Raw genomic sequence first — 16,481 nt, forward strand, 5'->3', positions numbered from 1 at the left:
TTGTTGAGTGCCCCGTGGGGGCTGCGACCCGGATGCTTCGTAGCCGCTCATCCGGTGCCGACCGCACTCATTTGATCATCCGACGAGATTGCCCATCTGTCCAGAGGACGTCACACCTGAGCGGAGTGAGGATCGCCACGCGTGCCCGAGCTTCTTTGCGTGCACGTAGAGTTCAGCTGAAGGATTTTTTGCATGGTCCGTGTTTCGCCACAGCCCGGACACTGCGGGTGATATCGATCGCACTTTGATACGTAACTTACGGTTCCGTAGGTACGATGCGGCCCATGACTGCGTCCGTCCCCGACGCGCCCACGGACTCGCCGGCAGCCGGCCGCAGTCCCGTCGCGCTCTCCTTGCCCCAACAGGTCAAGCCGAAGCTCCGCGGCTGGCTGCACCTCGGGATGTTCCCGACGGTCATCGTCGCGGGCCTGGTCCTCACCGCCCTCGCCAACTCGGCCCGGGGCCGACTCGCCTGCGGCATCTACGTCCTGACGGCGTGTCTGCTCTTCGGTGTCAGCGCGCTCTACCACCGCGGCAACTGGGGCCCGCGCATGGACGGGGTCCTGCGCCGCCTCGACCACGCGAACATCTTCCTGATCATCGCCGGCACGTACACCCCGCTGACCCTGCTGCTCCTGCCGGGCACGAAGGGCCGGTGGCTACTGTGGGGCATCTGGGGCGCCGCCGCGGCCGGCATCGTCTTCCGCGTCTTCTGGGTCGGCGCCCCGCGCTGGCTCTACACCCCCTGCTACATCGCGATGGGCTGGGCGGCCGTCTTCTTCCTCCCCGACTTCATGCGCACCGGTGGCATCGCCGTTCTGGTCCTCGTCATCGTCGGCGGACTGCTCTACAGCGCCGGCGGCGTGATCTACGGAATCAAGCGACCGAACCCGTCACCACGCTGGTTCGGCTTCCACGAGGTCTTCCACTCCTTCACCCTTGCGGCATTCGTCGTGCACTACGTCGGGATCTCCCTGGTGGCGTACCAGCACGGGTGACACCTGGCGACCAACCCCTTCATCAGGGCCGCGGCTTCCGAGCCGCGGCCCTTTCGTGTGCCCGGAGCCGACTCGGCGGCCACGGTCCGTTCACCCTGCACATTACGACAGCCACCCACCATTGACAGAAACATGTTTTTGAGAGCTACTCTCATTTCATGGCTGCTGTCATTCAAGACACGGAGACACGGCGCGACCCGCGCCGCTGGTGGGCCCTGGGTGCCCTGGTCGCGAGCATGCTCGTGCTCGGTTTCGACATGACGATCCTCAACGTGGCGCTCCCGACGATGGCCCGGGACCTCGGCGCGTCCACCGGCGAGCAACAGTGGATGGCGGACGCGTACATCGTCGTCTTCGCCGCACTGATGCTCCCGGCGGGCCTGCTGGGCGACCGGTTCGGACGGCGCCGGATGCTGGTCGCGGGACTGGTGGTGTTCCTGGCCGGTTCGCTGGCCGGCGCACTCGTCGACGACGTGACCTCCGTGATCGTCGCCCGTGCGGTCATGGGGATCGGCGGAGCGCTGGTGATGCCGCTGGCGCTGGCCGTCCTGCCCTCGCTGTTCGGGCCCGACGAGCGGACCAGGGCCGTCGGCGCCGTCTCCGCCGCGTCCGCCCTGGGCCTGCCGCTCGGACCGATCATCGGCGGCTGGCTGCTCGACCACTTCTGGTGGGGTTCGGTGTTCCTGATCAACGTCCCGATGGCGGCGATCGGCATCACCGCCTGCGTCCTGCTGCTGCCCGAGACCCGCGACCCCTCCGCCCCGAAGGTGGACGCCGTCTCCACCGCCCTCACCGCCGCCGGACTCGGCGTCCTCATCTACGCGATCATCGAGGCGCCCGACCGGGGCTGGGGCGATCCGCTGATCCTCGGTTTCTTCGCCGCCGCAGCGGTGCTGATCACCCTGCTCGTCGTGCGCGAGCGCCGCAGCGTCCGTCCGATGCTGGACCTGTCACTGCTCGCCCACCGGGGCTTCCTGGCCAACACGCTCGCCGCGACCCTGGTGATGTTCGTGCTGTCCGGACTGATGTTCGTGCTGCCGCAGTACCTCCAGGCGGTCCTGGGCCACGACGCGCTCGCCACCGGGGTGCGGATGCTGCCGATGATGGGCGGGCTGCTCGTCGCCGCGCGGGGCTCGGCCCCGGTCGTCGCGCGGTTCGGGCCGCGCGCGGTGATCAGCTCGGGGCTGGTCGTGCTCGCCTTCGCCGCGTTCCTCGGCAGCCGGACGACGGTCCACGACGGGTACGGCTTCACCGCGCTGTGGCTGTCGATCGCCGGCCTCGGTTTCGGCTTCGCCGTGGTCCCGGCGATGGACGCGGCGCTCGGCGCACTGCCCCGCGACCGGGCCGGCAGCGGCTCCGGGCTGCTGATGACGGTCCGCCAGGTGGGCGGCGCCATCGGTATCGCCCTGCTCGGCTCGCTGCTGGCGAGCACCTACGCCGACCGGCTCGACACCTCCGCCCTCCCGCGCACGGTCGCCCAAACCGCCTCGGACTCCGTGGTCGGCGCCCATGTGGTCGCGAGCCGGCTCGGTGACCGGGCCCTGGCCGCGTCCGCCGACGCCGCCTATGTCCACGGCATGGGTCTTGTGTTGCTGGTCAGCGGTATCGCCGCGCTGGCCACGGCGCTGCTCGCGGCGGCCCTGGTGCCGAACCCGAAGCCGGAGGCGGTCCTGCCTGAGGAGGTCCCCGACATGGTCACCGACCCGGAGAATGCCCGACAATGACGACCATGGCCGCCACCGCACACAGCTCGCCCACCAGCCCCGAACCCCGGCTGGGGCTCCGCGAGCGCAAGAAGATCAAGACTCGTATGGCGATCCGCAAGGCGACATACCGGCTCGTCCAGGAGCAGGGGTACGACGCCACGACCATCGAGCAGATCGCGGAGGCGGCCGAGGTCTCCCCGTCCACGGTGTTCCGGTACTTCCCCACCAAGGAGGACATCGTCGTCACGGACGAGTACGACCCGATCCTGGAGGAGGAACTGCGCTCGCGCCCGGCCGACGAGCCGTTGTCCCGGTCCCTGCGGCTCCTGATGCGCACCGCGGTCGAGCGGAGTCTGTCGGGCGAGTACGAGACGCGCGAGGAGATGGCACTGCGCGGGCGCCTCATGGTCGAGGTGCCCGCGGTCCGCGCGCGGATGAGCGAGAGCATGTCCGTCACCGGTCAGATGATGTGCCGCGTGGTCGCCGAGCGCACCGGGCGTGCCGCCGGCGACCTGGAGGTGCGCGTCTACTGCATGGGTCTTGTCGGCGCGTTGATGGAGGCCTCGCGCTACTGGGCCGAGCACGGACAGCAGGGCGACATCGCGGAGTACGCCGAGCGCACCCTGGACGTGCTGGAGCACGGACTCACGCCGCGGAATCCGGAGGCCTCCTGAGCCGCCCACGTGCCATCCTGACCAGGTGAACGGACCCGAGATCCACATCGCGTTCGCCCCCGAGCTGGGCCTCTTCGTCCCGCACGGGCGTCGCGGGCCTGCCACCAAGGTCGTCACGGACGGCTCCTCGACCCTCGGGCATGTCGTCGAGTCGCTGGGCGTGCCGCTCACCGAGGTCGGGACGCTCGTCGTGGACGGCCGCGCCGCGGCCCCCTCACATGTTCCGGCCGCCGGAGAGTCCATCGAGGTACGGCCCGTCGAGCGCCCGCAGCAGGTGCCCGGCGCACCGCTGCGCTTCCTGCTGGACGTGCATCTCGGCACCCTGGCCCGCCGGCTGCGGCTGCTGGGCGTGGACGCTGCCTACGAGTCCACCGACATCGGCGACCCGGCGCTCGCCGCCCGCTCGGCGGCCGAGCAGCGCGTGATGCTCAGCCGCGACCGCGGGCTGCTGCGCCGCCGCGAGCTGTGGGCGGGCGCGTTCGTCTACAGCACCCGGCCCGAGGAACAACTCCGCGACGTACTCCACCGGTTCGCACCGGTGTTGCGGCCCTGGACGCGGTGCACCGCCTGCAACGGACAGCTCCGCGACGCCACCAAGGAGGAGGTCTCCGACCAGCTCGAACACGGCACCCGGCGGTCGTACGACGTCTTCGCCCGGTGCGGTGCGTGCGGGCGCGCCTACTGGAAGGGCGCGCACCACGAACAGCTGGAGGCCATCGTGGAGCGCGCCCTCACCGAGTTCCCGGGCCGGACCCGGGGTCTGTCGTCCGGACGCCGGCATGATCCGGGCGACAGGTCCTAGCGCTTCGCCCTCACGTCACCCTTCGCACAGGCCACCCCGTCCTTGTTCGGGTCGAGGCCGAGCGGGTCGTCCTTTCCGTTGACCTTCAGGCGCCCGTAGTCGTTCACCGCGAGCCAGGCACAGCGTGCCGCCGTCGTCCTCCTCACCTGGGGCGGGAACACCGTCGGCACGCACACGTTGACCGAGCCGTAGTGCCGGTCGCAGCCGGAGAGGGTCGTGCTGACCTTCTGCGACGTGCGCTTCTTCGCCGGGGCCGCGGTGCCGCCCTCCAGGGAGTCGGCGAAGGAGTGGACGTGCGCCGAGGCCGTGTCCGCGCTCAGCGCGGCCGGGCCCTGGAGGTGGACCCACTTGGCCACCGACGGGACACCGCCTGCATCGACCGCGAAGAGCATGTACCAGCCGGGCGGCGCCAGGTCGGGGTTGCTCGTCACGTTCAGGTCGACGTTGGCGCCGTCCACCGACAACGGCAGATCCACGAACCGCTGGTTGGGGTCCGAGGAGTGGGTGACCGCCGCGGGGCGGATCAGCTCGGCCTTCGCGATGGGCCGGTCGACGGTGATGCGCTGTGTGGTGCCGTAGGTCCACTCGTCGTCGATCACGGAGGTGATCGTCGGTCGTGGGCCCTTGAACAGGTAGGGCGGCGAGTAGATCGACACGTTGTGGTTCCACGTGCCGTTGCCCGGGTTGTCGCCGGTGGCCATGATGCGCCCGTCGGGCAGCAGGAAGGCGGAGGAGTGGTAGCCGCGGGACTCCGGGTCGGCGGCCACCGGGTCGAAGGCGGAGGTGTCCGGGTCGAAGATCGACGCCTCGTGGACGGGATCGGCCCGGTTGTGCAGGCCCCCGCCCGTCTCCAGGACCTTGCCGTCGGGCATGAGCACCGCGGAGACGTACATCTTTCCCTGGTCGCCGGTCTCGGCGACGGGGCCGTCGCCGAGGTCGACGGTGCCCTGCGGCAGCGGCGGCCCGGCGACGTACTGCGGATCGGCCTGCTTGAGGTCGATGATGTCCGTCAGGCGGTTGGCGTCCGGGTTGGAGTCGATGTTGCCGCCGCCGATGGTGAGGACCCTCTGGTCCTGGGCCGGGGGCAGCAGCACGCTCGCCGACTGGTCTCGCTCGTCCTTGTTCTGCAGGCCCGGGATCTGCGTGATGGTGTTGGCGTCGTAGTCGTAGATCGCCGAGCCGGTGCCGGGGATGTTGTTGCCGAAGACATGGCTGCCCGAGTAGAACAGGCGGCCGTCCTGCATCAGGATCATCGACGGGTACAGGCCCCAGTACGACCAGGTCTGGTTGACCTTCCACAAAGGCAGCCACTGCTGTTCGGCGTCCGACCAGTACTCGGCCGTGACCGAGCCCGTGGAGTCCTCGCGCAGCCCGCCGAAGGAGATCACGTCGCCGTTGCCGAGTTCCGTCGCCGACGGGTACCAGTGCCCGTCGTTGAGGTCGTTGGTCTTGGTGTACGTCTCGGTCTTCGGGTCGAAGATGTACGAGTCCTTGAACCCCTCGTAGCCGTGACCGCCCACCACCGGGTAGGCCTTGTTGCCGCTCATGACGAGCACACGCCCGTCCTGGAGCTGCACGTGCCCGGCGCAGAACATGTCCTTCGGGGTCGGGATCACCTTGTACGAGCCGTTCGACGGGTCGTAGACCGCACTCGTGAAGGTGCCCGCGGCGAAGTTCTCCTCGCTGTTGCCGGAACCCGCGATCAGCAGGACCTTGCCGTTGTTGAGGACGACCGAGTGCATCGAACGGACCGGGTTCTGCGTGGGCAGCACCGACCAGCTGCCGTTCGCGCACTGGTCCGCGGTCCCCGTGCACTGCGCGGGCGGCGGCGCATCGGCCACCTGTTCCATCGTGTAGTCGTCCGTGGTCACGGACCCGGTGCCGTACAACGAGACGCCCCAGGTGATCATGTCGGTCCCGGACGGCACCTCGGGTGTGCGGACGCTGGCCTGTGCCCAGCCCGCGCTCATGTCCAGCGTCTTGAGGTCGGTCCAGTACTGCCAGCCCTCGCTCGCGTCGTGCCGGAACAGGGTGACCGCGGTGTCGGGAGTCGTCGATCTGTACCAGAGCGAGAGGTCGTACTGCTTGCCCGGCGTCACCACGGGCGCACAGCTCGCGGACTCGGTGATGAGCGCCTTGCGGTCGCCCTCGACGCGGCGGGTCAGCTCGACCTTCATGGCCTTGCCGCCCGAGTGGGCGTCACCGGTGGTGGTGAAGGCGAAGTCGTTGTCCCCCCAGCCGGACTTCTCCCAGCAGTACGGCATCCCGTCGCCGCCGGCCGTCTCGAAGCCCGGGTTCTTGACGAGGTTCGCGGCCGACGCGGGCTGTGGCGAGGTCAGGATCAGGCCCATGGTCAGGCCGGTCACGGCCATCAGGGCGGTTCTGCGTCTGCGGAGAATACGGAGTCTTCCTACGGTCTTCACATGGATCTCCTAGCTCTGCGGCTCGCACCGACGGGCGCGGTTCAGCTGTGTGCCTTCGCGGCGCTCCGGCCCTTGCCACCGCCACGGCGCGGCAGATAGACGAGCGCTTCGGTCCCCACGAAACGCAGGACGAACGTCATCACCAGCGCGAGCGCGGTGGCGGGCAGGGCTCCGATCCCGAAGTCGTGCACCAGCAGCGCGATCAGCGGGATGCGCAGCAACAGGTCGGCGTTGGCGAGGAGCGCGAACCGGCCCACCCGGTCCCACCAGCGGCGGTGCCTGCGGCGCTCGCGGAACAGCAGGTGCTCGATGAGCAGGAAGTTCCAGGCGAGGCCCAGCTGGTTGGCGAGGATCTCGGCCGGCACGTAGTGCAGACCGAGCTTGGTCAGCGCCCACAGGCCGACCAGGTTCGGTACGAAGCCGGTCGCGCCGATCAGCCCGAAGGCCACCATGCGCGCCGCGGGCGAGGCGGTGCGCAGCCCGAGCAGATGGCGCAGGAAGCGGAAGCCCTCCTGCGCGGTCGACTTGGACTCGCCGGCGAACCGGTCCTGGAAGACGAACGGCACCTCGGTGACCCGGCGCGGTCTGCTGCGCACGGCCAGCTCGAACAGGATCTTGTAACCGAGCGGCTGAAGGATCTCCGCGGTGACCGCGCTGCGGCGGATGGCGAAGAAACCGCTCATCGGGTCGCTGATGCCGCGCAGCCTGCGTGGGAACAGCGACTTGGTCAGCCAGGTCGCGCCGCGCGAGACGGCGATCCGGTAGCCGCCCGCGAGTCCGGCACGGCTGCCGCCCTTGATGTAGCGGGAAGCCACGACGAGCCCGGCGTTCGCGCGCTCGCCGGTGCCGATCAACTCGGGTACCAGGGACGGCGGATGCTGAAGATCCCCGTCCATGACCACGATCCAGTCGGAACCGGCCGCCTTGAAGCCCTCGACCACCGCCCCGCCGAGCCCGCCGACCGGCTCCTCCCGGTGCAGCACGGTGACCGGGAACGGACAGTCCTGCGCCTCACGGAAGATCACGTCGGGGGTGTCGTCGGTGGAGTCGTCGACGAACACGACCTCGCAGGGAAGCCGGCCGGGCACCGACTCGTTGATCCGCTGCAGCAGTTCCCGGATGTTCGCCGACTCGTTGAAGGTGGGCACGACGATGGTGACGGCGCCCGGTTCGGGGACCTCGGCGGCCCGTACGGCCGGATCGCCGAGTTCCCCGGGGACGGTGGATTCGTACGTCATCGGTTGCCTCCCGCGGCCTGGTCGATCCTGCGGATCTCGATCCGGTCGTCACCGGTGCCGAAGGTGGCGACCGGCGTGGAGTGCTCGATCGCGGCCTTGACGTTCGGCAGGTCGACCGCGTCGCGCCGTACCGTCGGGGAGGCGACGACGTAGTCCAGGGCTCGCCAGCCGCCCGGCATGGTCCTGGTGACCGCCGGGTCGAGGTCGGCCTTGTAGAACCAGATGACGCCGAGCCCGGGTCGGTATCCGGCGTGGACGAGGTCCAGCCAGAGCGCGTCGTCGACCAGGACCCTGGTGTGCTCCGGGTCCTGCACCTTGTGGGTGAGCCAGTGGGAGGCCCCCCGGTAGGGGGCGTTGGCGTCGGCGGTGACGGCGGTGCGGTCACCGTCGTACCAGCGCGGCACCGCATAGGCCGCGGCGGCGGCCACCAGCAGCGCCACCAGGGTGTACCTCAGCCAGGTCACGGAGTGCCGCCCGGCCCCGCCGCGCCACCTGTTCAGCACCAGGTGGACGACGCTCGCGGCGCTGCCCGCCAGGACCAGCGCCAGGAACGGCAGTGCCTGGATGACGTACATCGCGGGCAGATAGCCGCTCGGCCGCATCGCGACCAGGGTGAGGATCGCGACCGCGAGCGCCGGCCCGGCCAGCGCGCGCGCCGTGACCGACCAGCGCCAGCTCAGCAGGACGAGCAGCGCACCGGCCAGTCCGCCGAGCGGCAGCACACGGTCGTAGTAGAGCCAGGAGTGCAGCACCCCGTACGAGCCGGAGTGCGGGTCGAGGATGAACCCGGACCCGGCCCTGCTCATCTGGTAGATGATGCCGTCCCACAGCGAGACATGGCCCGCGCCGGGCAGCAACTCCCCCTTGAGCAGGGCGAAGAGGGGGTACGACAGACCGATCAGGGCGCAGGCGGTGACCGCGCCGGTGAGCGCGAACTTCCGTGTGTCCCGGTGGCTGTGGCGCCACATGGTCAGGAAGACGGCGGGCAGGACGACGAGCATCGTCTCCTTGGTCAGGACGCCCGCAGCCGCGGCGAGGCCGGCCCCGAAGTGGTGCCACAGATGACGGCTCGGGGAGGCGGCCAGGGTGAACGCGAGGAGCGTCCACATCACCGCGATGTTGTCGAGGAAGATCTCGCGCTGGAGCACCACCGACAGCGGGGAGAGACCGAAGAGGACCATGGCGAGCCCGGCGGCCCACACCGGCAGCAGCAGGCGGCGGGCGAGGACATGGACGAGGACCGCGCTCACGGCGCTGACCAGCAGCATCACGAACCGCATGGAGCCGACCGTCATCAGTTCGGGAGCGATGCGGGCGGGAATCCAGGTCAGCAGGGCGATCTGCACCCAGCCGAACGGCGGGTGGTCGTACCAGTACGTGTAATGGGCGAGCCCGTGGCCGTTCTGCACGGCCCACGCCTGGGCGAGGTAGGTGCCCTCGTCGTCGCTGAGCGTCGGATAGGCCGAGATGTTCCAGCCCTGCACCGCGAGGATCGCCGCGAGCAGCAGTCCGCACACGATCAGATCGGGACGGGAGCTGCGGAAACGGAACGCCGGACGCGGCGCCGGGACGGTGACGGGGACACGTGTGTCCTGCGCGGGGACCTCGGTGCCGGTCGCCGCGGGAAGAGTGGAGGTCACGCAGCAACGTCCTCTCGGGACGGGCGGATCACGTCGGCCGCGGTCAGATGCGCGCCCACGTGGCTGGTCAGCTCCCAGTCGTTGCGACCGCGCTGTTCGCGCCATACGGCACGGACGGCGGCACCTGCGAGGAGCACCTGGTAGAAGGGGCCGCCCACGATGAGCTTCACATAGTGGATGAAGCGGACACGCAGCCCGTACTGCTTGCCGAAGTCATGGAGCCCCACGACCTCGAACACGAAGGTCACGGCGGCCGTGACGAGAGGAAGGAAGGTGAGGAAGGCGATGCCGACCGGAACGTCCAGGAAGAGGGCGATCGCGGCATTGAGCGGGATGACGACACCCGAGAACGCCTGCAGGAACGGGGTCATGAGCGTGTAGCGGGCGAGCAGGCGCTGCCCGAGGCCGGAGAGCTGCTTCCAGTCCTTCTTGCGGTAGACCTGCAGGAAGCCCTGGTTCCAGCGGGTGCGCTGCTTGAGCAGCGACATCAGCGAGCCCGGGGTCTCCTCCCGGGTCACCATGTCGGAGTCGTAGGCGACGACGACCTTCTTCCCGACGCTGGACAGCCGCACTCCGAGGTCGCAGTCCTCGGCGAGGCAGTCGGGATCCCAGCCGTCGGCTTCCCGCAGGACGTCGGTCCGCACGAAGACGGTGTTGCCGCCGAGCGGGATGAACCCTTTCTGCGCATGCAGATGCAGCCGGGAGCGGAACCAGAAGAAGTACTCCAGGCAGTTGCGCAGGCTGTACCAGCTGGAATGGAAGTTGATGAGCTGCACCCCGCCCTGGACGACGTCCGCGCCCGTGGTGCGGAACGCGTGGTCGACGTGGGCGAGCAGCTCGGGATGCACCTGGTCCTCGGCGTCGAAGACCCCGACGACGTCGCCGCGGCAGTACGGCAGCGCCGTGTTCATGGCCTTCGGCTTGTTCTTCTTCTCGTGGTGGTCGACGACGACACGGACACGCCCGTCGCGGGCCGCGGCCTTCCGGGCGACCTCGGCGGTCTCCGGGTCGTCGTGCCCCACGATGACGATGATCTCGTAGTCGGCGTGCGTGGACTCGAGCAGCCGCTGGATCGTGTGGTCGAGCACGGCCTGTTCATGTCTCGCAGGCAGCAGCAGCGAGAAGGACAGGTGCTCACCACCGTCCGGGCTGCCGAACCGGGTGGAGGCCAGCACTTCGGGCGTACGCCACGCGTGCATCTGCCACCACAAAGTGAAAGCCGCCATCCAGAACAAAGCCAGCGAAACAGCAGCTATGAAGACAGACGTCAGCAACAGATCCCCCCAGATCCCCAAAACCCCCTGCCGCGACAACGTGGCACACCTGTCGCGGAACGATGGAGAGACTAGGCGGGAACTGTGAAGTCCTGGAGCTCTTCAGATAAATAGTGCGTTTCGGGATGGACGCCCTTCTGGTGGGATCTGCTCCGGGCCGGGACCGGTCATGCCACCGGAGTCTGATCTTCCGTCACCCTTCCCTGAAGCTCAGGCCGTTGCGCAGCCGCTCCGGGTCGGTGGTCGGGGCGTCACAGGTGAAGTTGCGGCAGATGTACGCGGTCGGTTCGCCATCCACCACAATCCGGTCGGCGAGAAGCGGCAGTTCCTCGCTCCCCGCAGTGCCCACCGCCACCACCGCGCCCGGGGCCGTGCCCAGAAGTGCCGTGCGGTGCAGGGCCCTTGTGGCCGGATCATCGAGAGCCGGACCGACGACCGCGACCTCGCGGGGACCGTCGAGGAACGCCTCGGCGACGGCGAGCCCCCAGCCGACGAAACGGGGCACGCGCGGTCCGAGCGCCTTGACCACGCCCAACGCCCGCTCCGCCGCGGTGCGATGGGGTTCGGATCCGGTCTGCGCCGCGTAGGACAGCAGGGCACCGGCGGCGGCGGTCCAGCCGGACGGGGTGGCGTTGTCGGTGGGGTCCTGAGGACGGCGGATCAGCTTCTCCGCGTCGGCGGCGGTGTCGTACAACGCACCGCTGTCGTCGGTGAAGCGGACCAGCACATGGTCCAGCAGGAACCCGGCGAACTCCAGCCAGACGCCCTCGCCGGTGACGGAGGCAAGCGCCAGGAAGCCCTCGGCGACGTCGGCGTAGTCCTCCAACACCCCTGTGTGGGCACCGACCCGACCGTCCTTCGACGTACGGGCCAGACGCGCGCGCTCGTCCATGTGCAGCCGCACGAGGAGGTCGGCGGCGCCGATCGCGGCCTCAACGAGGTCCGAGCGGTCGAAGTACGCGCCGGTCTCGGCGAGAGCCGCGACGGCCAGACCGTTCCAGGCCGCGACCACCTTGTCGTCCCGCCCCGGTGCGGGACGTTCCGCCCGGCTCACGAGCAGCCGGCTCCGGATCGACGCGATCCGCTCGGCGTCGACCACGCCTTCCTGCTGGGGCAGTTGGAGAACAGAGCTGCCCTGCTCGAAGGTTCCCTCGTCGGTGACGCCGAAGTAGCGGGCGGCGAGTTCGGCGTCCTCGGGACCGAGCACCTCCTCGAGCTGCGCAGGGGTCCACACATACGCGGCCCCCTCGACATGGCGGCCGCTTCCGTCGTCGCTGTCGGCGTCGAGCGCGGAGGCGAACCCGCCCTCCTTCGTGCGCAGTTCGCGCACCATGAAGTCGGCGGTCTCGAGCGCGACCCGCCGGGCGAGACCGGAGCCGGTGGCCCGCCACAGGTGCGCGTACACGCGGCACAGCAGGGCGTTGTCGTACAGCATCTTCTCGAAGTGGGGCACGACCCAGTCGCGGTCGACGGAGTAGCGGGCGAAACCGCCGCCGAGCTGGTCGTAGATCCCACCGCGTGCCATGCGCTCGCAGGTGTCCTGCGCCATCTGGAGGGCGCCCTCGGAGCCGGTGCGGGCGTGATGGCGCAGCAGGAACTCCAGCACCATGGACGGCGGGAACTTGGGGGCGCCGCCGAAGCCGCCGCGCTGCGGGTCGTACTCCCGGGTCAGGCCGAGGAGGGCCTGGGCGAGCTCGTCCTCGCCCGGGGTCCGCGTGTCGCCGTACTGCAGCTCCCGGCCGGCGAGATCCCGCACGATCTTCCCGGCGACCTCCGCCACCTCCTCCCGCCGGTCGGCCCAGGCCTGCCGGACGCCTTCGAGGACCTGGCGGAAGCCGGGCATGCCGTGCCGGGGGGAGGGCGGGAAGTACGTGCCGAAGTAGAAGGGCGCGGCCTCGGGGGTGAGGAAGACGGTCATGGGCCAGCCGCCCTGCCCGGTGGCGGCCTGGACGGCCTCCATGTACACGGCGTCGACGTCCGGTCGCTCCTCGCGGTCGACCTTGACGCTCACGAAGTGCTCGTTCAGATACGCCGCCGTCGCCCCGTCCTCGAACGACTCGTGCGCCATGACGTGGCACCAGTGGCAGCTCGAGTAGCCGACGCTCAGCAGTACGGGCACATCGCGCCGCCGTGCCTCCTCGAAAGCCTCTTCCGACCAGGGCCACCAGTCGACCGGGTTGTCGGCGTGCTGGAGGAGGTAGGGGGACGTTTCATGAGCCAGTCGGTTCGGCATACCTCCATCCTGCCCGACACGGCCCGTTCGATCGCACCGCGACGTGATCGTCTTCGCAGCGGCCGCGCCCAGGAGTCCCACCGCACGCCGGGATCCTTCACGAGGTGGCCCCGGCATCCATGGGACGGCCGCGCGCAAGGCACGGGTGATGGCGTAACCGGACCCGAATCCTGATCGTCGGCACCCTCGCGCCGACGCCGTCCTCGAAGGACACTGAAAAACAATGGAGTTGACGCCGGAGGGGGACGTGACATGCGGGACAGCCATCGGGCTGAAGCCGAGCGGCTGTTGGCACGGGCCGTTGAGGAGGAGGTGCGCCGCTCGGGCGGCCGCACGGAGGGGACCGTCCTGCTGTCGCGGGCGCGCGGAGCCCTCGACGCGATGGCGCAGACGGCCTCGGAGGAGTACGAGGTGTACACGCGGGCCCTCGACGAGGCGGAGGCCGGCCGGCTGACCTTCGGGCAGCGGTACGCGAAGGAGGGTGCGGGGACGGCACTCCTGGTCGCGGCCGTCGCCGCGGTCGCGGCCTGCGTCGCGGACCTCGCGCTGGGCACGGACAGCGGCACGGCGCTGGGCACCGGGGCCACCGTCGCGGTCGTGGGCGCCGCGGCCACGGTCGCCAAGGTGACGGCGTCCCATCTGCCGGCGGCCAGTCGGCGGGCCGGTGAGCTCGGCCGGCCCGGCGGCCCCGAGCAACTGCGCCTGCAGTGGCTGACCGCCCTGGAGGTGCGCGGCATCCGCCCGTTCCTCGACCAGCAGAAGGTGCTCACCTCGACGACACAGGCGAAGGCTTCGCCCCGGCTGCGCCGCACCGACAAGAGCGCGGCGGCTCTCAGGCGCACGGTGCTCGAACAGTCCTTCGGTCAACTTCCCGACCCCGTCGGCTCCTTCGCGGGCCGGCGCACGGAACTGGACCGGATCCGGCAGTGGGTACGTTCGGCCCGCGCGGGCACCGAGACCAAGCCGTCGGTGGTCGTGCTGCACGGCCCACCCGGCTCGGGACGCACATCGCTCGCGATCCACGCCGCACACGACCTCAAGGACCACTTCCGCGGCGCCTGCCTGGTGGACCTGCGCGGGGACAGCACCGAGGAGCAGCCGCTGTCCACCCGCGACGCCCTGCTCCATCTGCTCAACCGGCTCGGCGCGCCCCGCGAGCAGCTCCTGTTCCGTGAGCGCTCCGCCCCCGACCACCAGGTCAAGCGGCTGGGCGAGCTGTACCACCAGCACCTGACGGACCTGCCGGTCACCATCGTGCTGGACGACGCCTTCGACCCGGAGCAGGTGCGCACGCTCCTGCCCGAACGGTCCGAGAGTCTGGTGCTGGTCACCGCCCGGGAGCCCCTGGAGCTGCCGGAGGACCTGCCGGCCCATGTCCACCGGCTCCCGGTCGGGGCGCTGGACGCCGCGGGCGCGGAGGACCTGCTGAACGCGGCGGCCCAGGACGGCTCGGGGCCGTACGACGCCGAGGCCGCCGACCGCACCAGGGAGCTGTGCGGCGGACTGCCGCTGGCGCTGCGCATCGCCGGTTCGTCGCTCGGCCCGCGCTCCCCTCGCCGGCTGGCCGCGGATCTCGCCGCCTACGGGCCGGTGGGACCGGTGGAGCGCGCCCTGTGGCTGCGTTACACCGACCAGCCGGAGGCGGCCCGGCGGCTGCTGCGCCGGCTGGCGCTGGCGGGCCGTGCCTCACTGGGCGCGGCCGCGGCGGCGGCCCTGCTGGCCACCGACGACCAGGACGCGGCCCGGTATCTGCAGACGCTGGCCGACGCGGGTCTGATCGATCACGTCCGCGGCAACCGCTACCGCCTGCACGACCTGGTACGGGGCTTCGCACAGGCACGGCTCCTCGACGAGGAGGAGCCGGCCGAGCGCACGGCCGCGCAGGAACGCCTGATCGTGAACTACGCGGAGCTGGCGGACTCGGTGCTGCGCCTGGTGGACGGCAATATGTCGACCCGCTCGGACCGCTTCGGACCGCACGGCTTCACCTCCCTGGACGCCGCGCTGCGCTGGCTCGACGACGAGTCGAGCTTCATCACCGCCACCCTGCGGCACGCGGAGGGCGTCGACCAGGCGGCCGTGCTGAACCTGCTGGGCGCCCTGTGCGACTACTGCCTGCTGCGCGGCGACCTCTACCGCCTGGGTGAGATCAGCGAGCTGACACAGGCCGTGGACCAAGGTCTTCTGGTGCGCTCGGTGCAGTGGCGCACGGGCATCGCGGCACGTCAGCTGGGCGAGCTGGACAAGGCGCGGACGACACTGGCCGCGGTGGTGGACCTCTACTTCGAGGCGCACCACGACGCCGGTGCCGCCAGGGCGCTGTGCTCCCTCGGCATCACCCTCCACCACCAGGGCAACCTCACCGAAGCCGCGGCGAAGCTCCAGGAGGCGATGGATCTCCAGGCCGCCCCCGAACTGGCGGCGGACCGGGCGTGGACGATGCACGCGCTCGCGGCGGTGGAGCGCGACCGGGCACGGCTGAACCAGGCGCTGGAGCTGCTCACCGGGGCCCTGGTCCTGCACCGGGAGAACGAGTCGGTGCACGGCGAGGCCTGGGCGCACTTCCAGCTGGGCCAGCTCGCCCTGCGCATGGGGGACGTGCCGCGCGCGGAGAGCGAGCTGCGCACCGCGCTGGATCTGTACACCCGCACCCATGACGCGCGCGGCGAGGCCTGGGCGCTGACCCAGCTGGCCCGCGCCCGCCTGTTCGCCGGCGACACGTCCGCGGCGGCCGACGACCTGCGCCGGGCCGCCGCGCGCCACCGGGAGAACGAGGACGCGCGCGGTGAGGCCTGGACGGTCTACTACCTCGGGCAGGCCCTCGAGGAGGCCGGCGACCTCGACCAGGCGGTCCGTGATCTGGAGCGCGCACGCACGATGTTCTCGCGGATGCGGGACGTCTACGGCCTGGCCTGCGCCCGGCATCACTCGGCGCGGGTGACCCGAGATCAGCGGGCGGCCAGGACCGGCTCGCTGCGCAACTCCGGCTTCGCCCGCCAGTTGCTGGTGGACGCGAAGGCGGACTTCCAGCGCATCGGTGTGGCCCACGGCGAGGCCTGGACGTGCCTGGAGCTGGCGGTCGTGGACGCCGGGAACGCCCGTACGCAGCAGGCGCTGGCCCTGTGCGACGAGGCGGTGGACCTGTTCACCTCCTACGGCGACCGCAGGGGCGAGGACTGGGCCCGTTTTCTGCGCTGCACCCTCCTGCCCTACGCCTCACCGGGAGGGGCCGAGGTGGGCGCGGCGGTCGCCCAGGAGGAACTGGCCCAGCTCTCACGCGCGTACCACCCGGCGAGGGACGACAAGCTGGACGACTACGTCGGGGCGTACGGGCTGCTGCTGGAGCGGGGGGTGAGCCTGGAGGGCGGCTGGCAGGCGTGGCGCCTGGGGATGGTGCCGGGCCGGCATGCGCGCGAGGTCATGGGGGTGCCGATGATCGCCGGGCGCTGACGGGCACCCCTGAAGGGGGCTGCGCCCGGCGTCCGCCGTGCAC

At 70.5% G+C, this 16,481-nt stretch carries 10 protein-coding genes; 5 read left to right on the top strand and 5 right to left on the bottom strand.

The annotated features are described in order from the left end of the window. Positions 1 to 284 precede the first annotated feature (284 nt). From RCR19_RS14195 to RCR19_RS14210, 4 genes are all read left to right on the top strand, one after another. Positions 285 to 998 (top strand): hemolysin III family protein, encoded by a 714-nt coding sequence (locus RCR19_RS14195; RefSeq protein ID WP_059129152.1) that lies wholly within the window; start codon positions 285 to 287, stop codon positions 996 to 998. Between the two features lie 158 nt (positions 999 to 1,156). Then, the gene (locus RCR19_RS14200) at positions 1,157 to 2,722 is read left to right on the top strand and encodes an MFS transporter (protein WP_331265490.1); all 1,566 of its coding nucleotides are present in this window, start codon (positions 1,157 to 1,159) and stop codon (positions 2,720 to 2,722) included. Then, the gene (locus tag RCR19_RS14205) at positions 2,719 to 3,378 is read left to right on the top strand and encodes a TetR family transcriptional regulator (protein ID WP_331265491.1); all 660 of its coding nucleotides are present in this window, start codon (positions 2,719 to 2,721) and stop codon (positions 3,376 to 3,378) included. Before RCR19_RS14200 ends, RCR19_RS14205 begins: the two co-directional genes overlap by 4 nt. Before the next feature lie 25 nt (positions 3,379 to 3,403). After that, a complete protein-coding gene (locus tag RCR19_RS14210) occupies positions 3,404 to 4,180 on the top strand; it encodes a Mut7-C RNAse domain-containing protein (protein WP_331265492.1) in 777 nt (258 codons plus the stop codon). Here the strand turns inward: RCR19_RS14210 and RCR19_RS14215 are convergent. The 5 genes from RCR19_RS14215 to RCR19_RS14235 form a co-directional block, all read right to left on the bottom strand. Then, on the bottom strand, positions 4,177 to 6,552 hold the full coding sequence (locus RCR19_RS14215) for a galactose oxidase-like domain-containing protein (RefSeq protein WP_331265493.1): 2,376 nt from the start codon (positions 6,550 to 6,552) through the stop codon (positions 4,177 to 4,179). The genes RCR19_RS14210 and RCR19_RS14215 overlap by 4 nt on opposite strands. A 92-nt stretch (positions 6,553 to 6,644) precedes the next feature. Then, the gene (locus RCR19_RS14220; RefSeq protein WP_331265494.1) at positions 6,645 to 7,841 is read right to left on the bottom strand and encodes a glycosyltransferase; all 1,197 of its coding nucleotides are present in this window, start codon (positions 7,839 to 7,841) and stop codon (positions 6,645 to 6,647) included. Further along, positions 7,838 to 9,481 (bottom strand): phospholipid carrier-dependent glycosyltransferase, encoded by a 1,644-nt coding sequence (locus RCR19_RS14225; protein ID WP_331265495.1) that lies wholly within the window; start codon positions 9,479 to 9,481, stop codon positions 7,838 to 7,840. The genes RCR19_RS14220 and RCR19_RS14225 overlap by 4 nt, the downstream gene beginning before the upstream one ends. Next, complete coding sequence (locus RCR19_RS14230) at positions 9,478 to 10,755, bottom strand: glycosyltransferase (protein WP_331265496.1); 1,278 nt, start codon at positions 10,753 to 10,755, stop codon at positions 9,478 to 9,480. Before RCR19_RS14230 ends, RCR19_RS14225 begins: the two co-directional genes overlap by 4 nt. A gap of 193 nt (positions 10,756 to 10,948) precedes the next feature. Further along, positions 10,949 to 12,988 carry a thioredoxin domain-containing protein gene (locus tag RCR19_RS14235; protein ID WP_331265497.1) on the bottom strand — a complete coding sequence of 680 codons (2,040 nt, stop codon included), beginning with the start codon at positions 12,986 to 12,988 and terminating at the stop codon, positions 10,949 to 10,951. A gap of 252 nt (positions 12,989 to 13,240) precedes the next feature. Here RCR19_RS14235 and RCR19_RS14240 point away from each other — a divergent pair, with 252 nt between their 5' ends. Next, positions 13,241 to 16,438: a tetratricopeptide repeat protein gene (locus RCR19_RS14240; protein WP_331265498.1), complete on the top strand. Its 3,198-nt coding sequence runs from the start codon at positions 13,241 to 13,243 to the stop codon at positions 16,436 to 16,438. Positions 16,439 to 16,481: the final 43 nt, after the last annotated feature.

The organism is Streptomyces sp. WAC07094, from assembly GCF_036320405.1.
GTDB lineage: Bacteria > Actinomycetota > Actinomycetes > Streptomycetales > Streptomycetaceae > Streptomyces > Streptomyces lannensis.

What these genes read in the sequence shown, in the direction of transcription:
- RCR19_RS14195 (WP_059129152.1), top strand. Translation starts at nt 285, where the DNA reads ATGACTGCGTCCGTCCCCGACGCGCCCACGGACTCGCCGGCAGCCGGC.
- RCR19_RS14200 (WP_331265490.1), top strand. Translation starts at nt 1,157, where the DNA reads ATGGCTGCTGTCATTCAAGACACGGAGACACGGCGCGACCCGCGCCGC.
- RCR19_RS14205 (WP_331265491.1), top strand. Translation starts at nt 2,719, where the DNA reads ATGACGACCATGGCCGCCACCGCACACAGCTCGCCCACCAGCCCCGAA.
- RCR19_RS14215 (WP_331265493.1), bottom strand. Translation starts at nt 6,552, where the DNA reads ATGGCCGTGACCGGCCTGACCATGGGCCTGATCCTGACCTCGCCACAG.
- RCR19_RS14220 (WP_331265494.1), bottom strand. Translation starts at nt 7,841, where the DNA reads ATGACGTACGAATCCACCGTCCCCGGGGAACTCGGCGATCCGGCCGTA.
- RCR19_RS14235 (WP_331265497.1), bottom strand. Translation starts at nt 12,988, where the DNA reads ATGCCGAACCGACTGGCTCATGAAACGTCCCCCTACCTCCTCCAGCAC.
- RCR19_RS14240 (WP_331265498.1), top strand. Translation starts at nt 13,241, where the DNA reads ATGCGGGACAGCCATCGGGCTGAAGCCGAGCGGCTGTTGGCACGGGCC.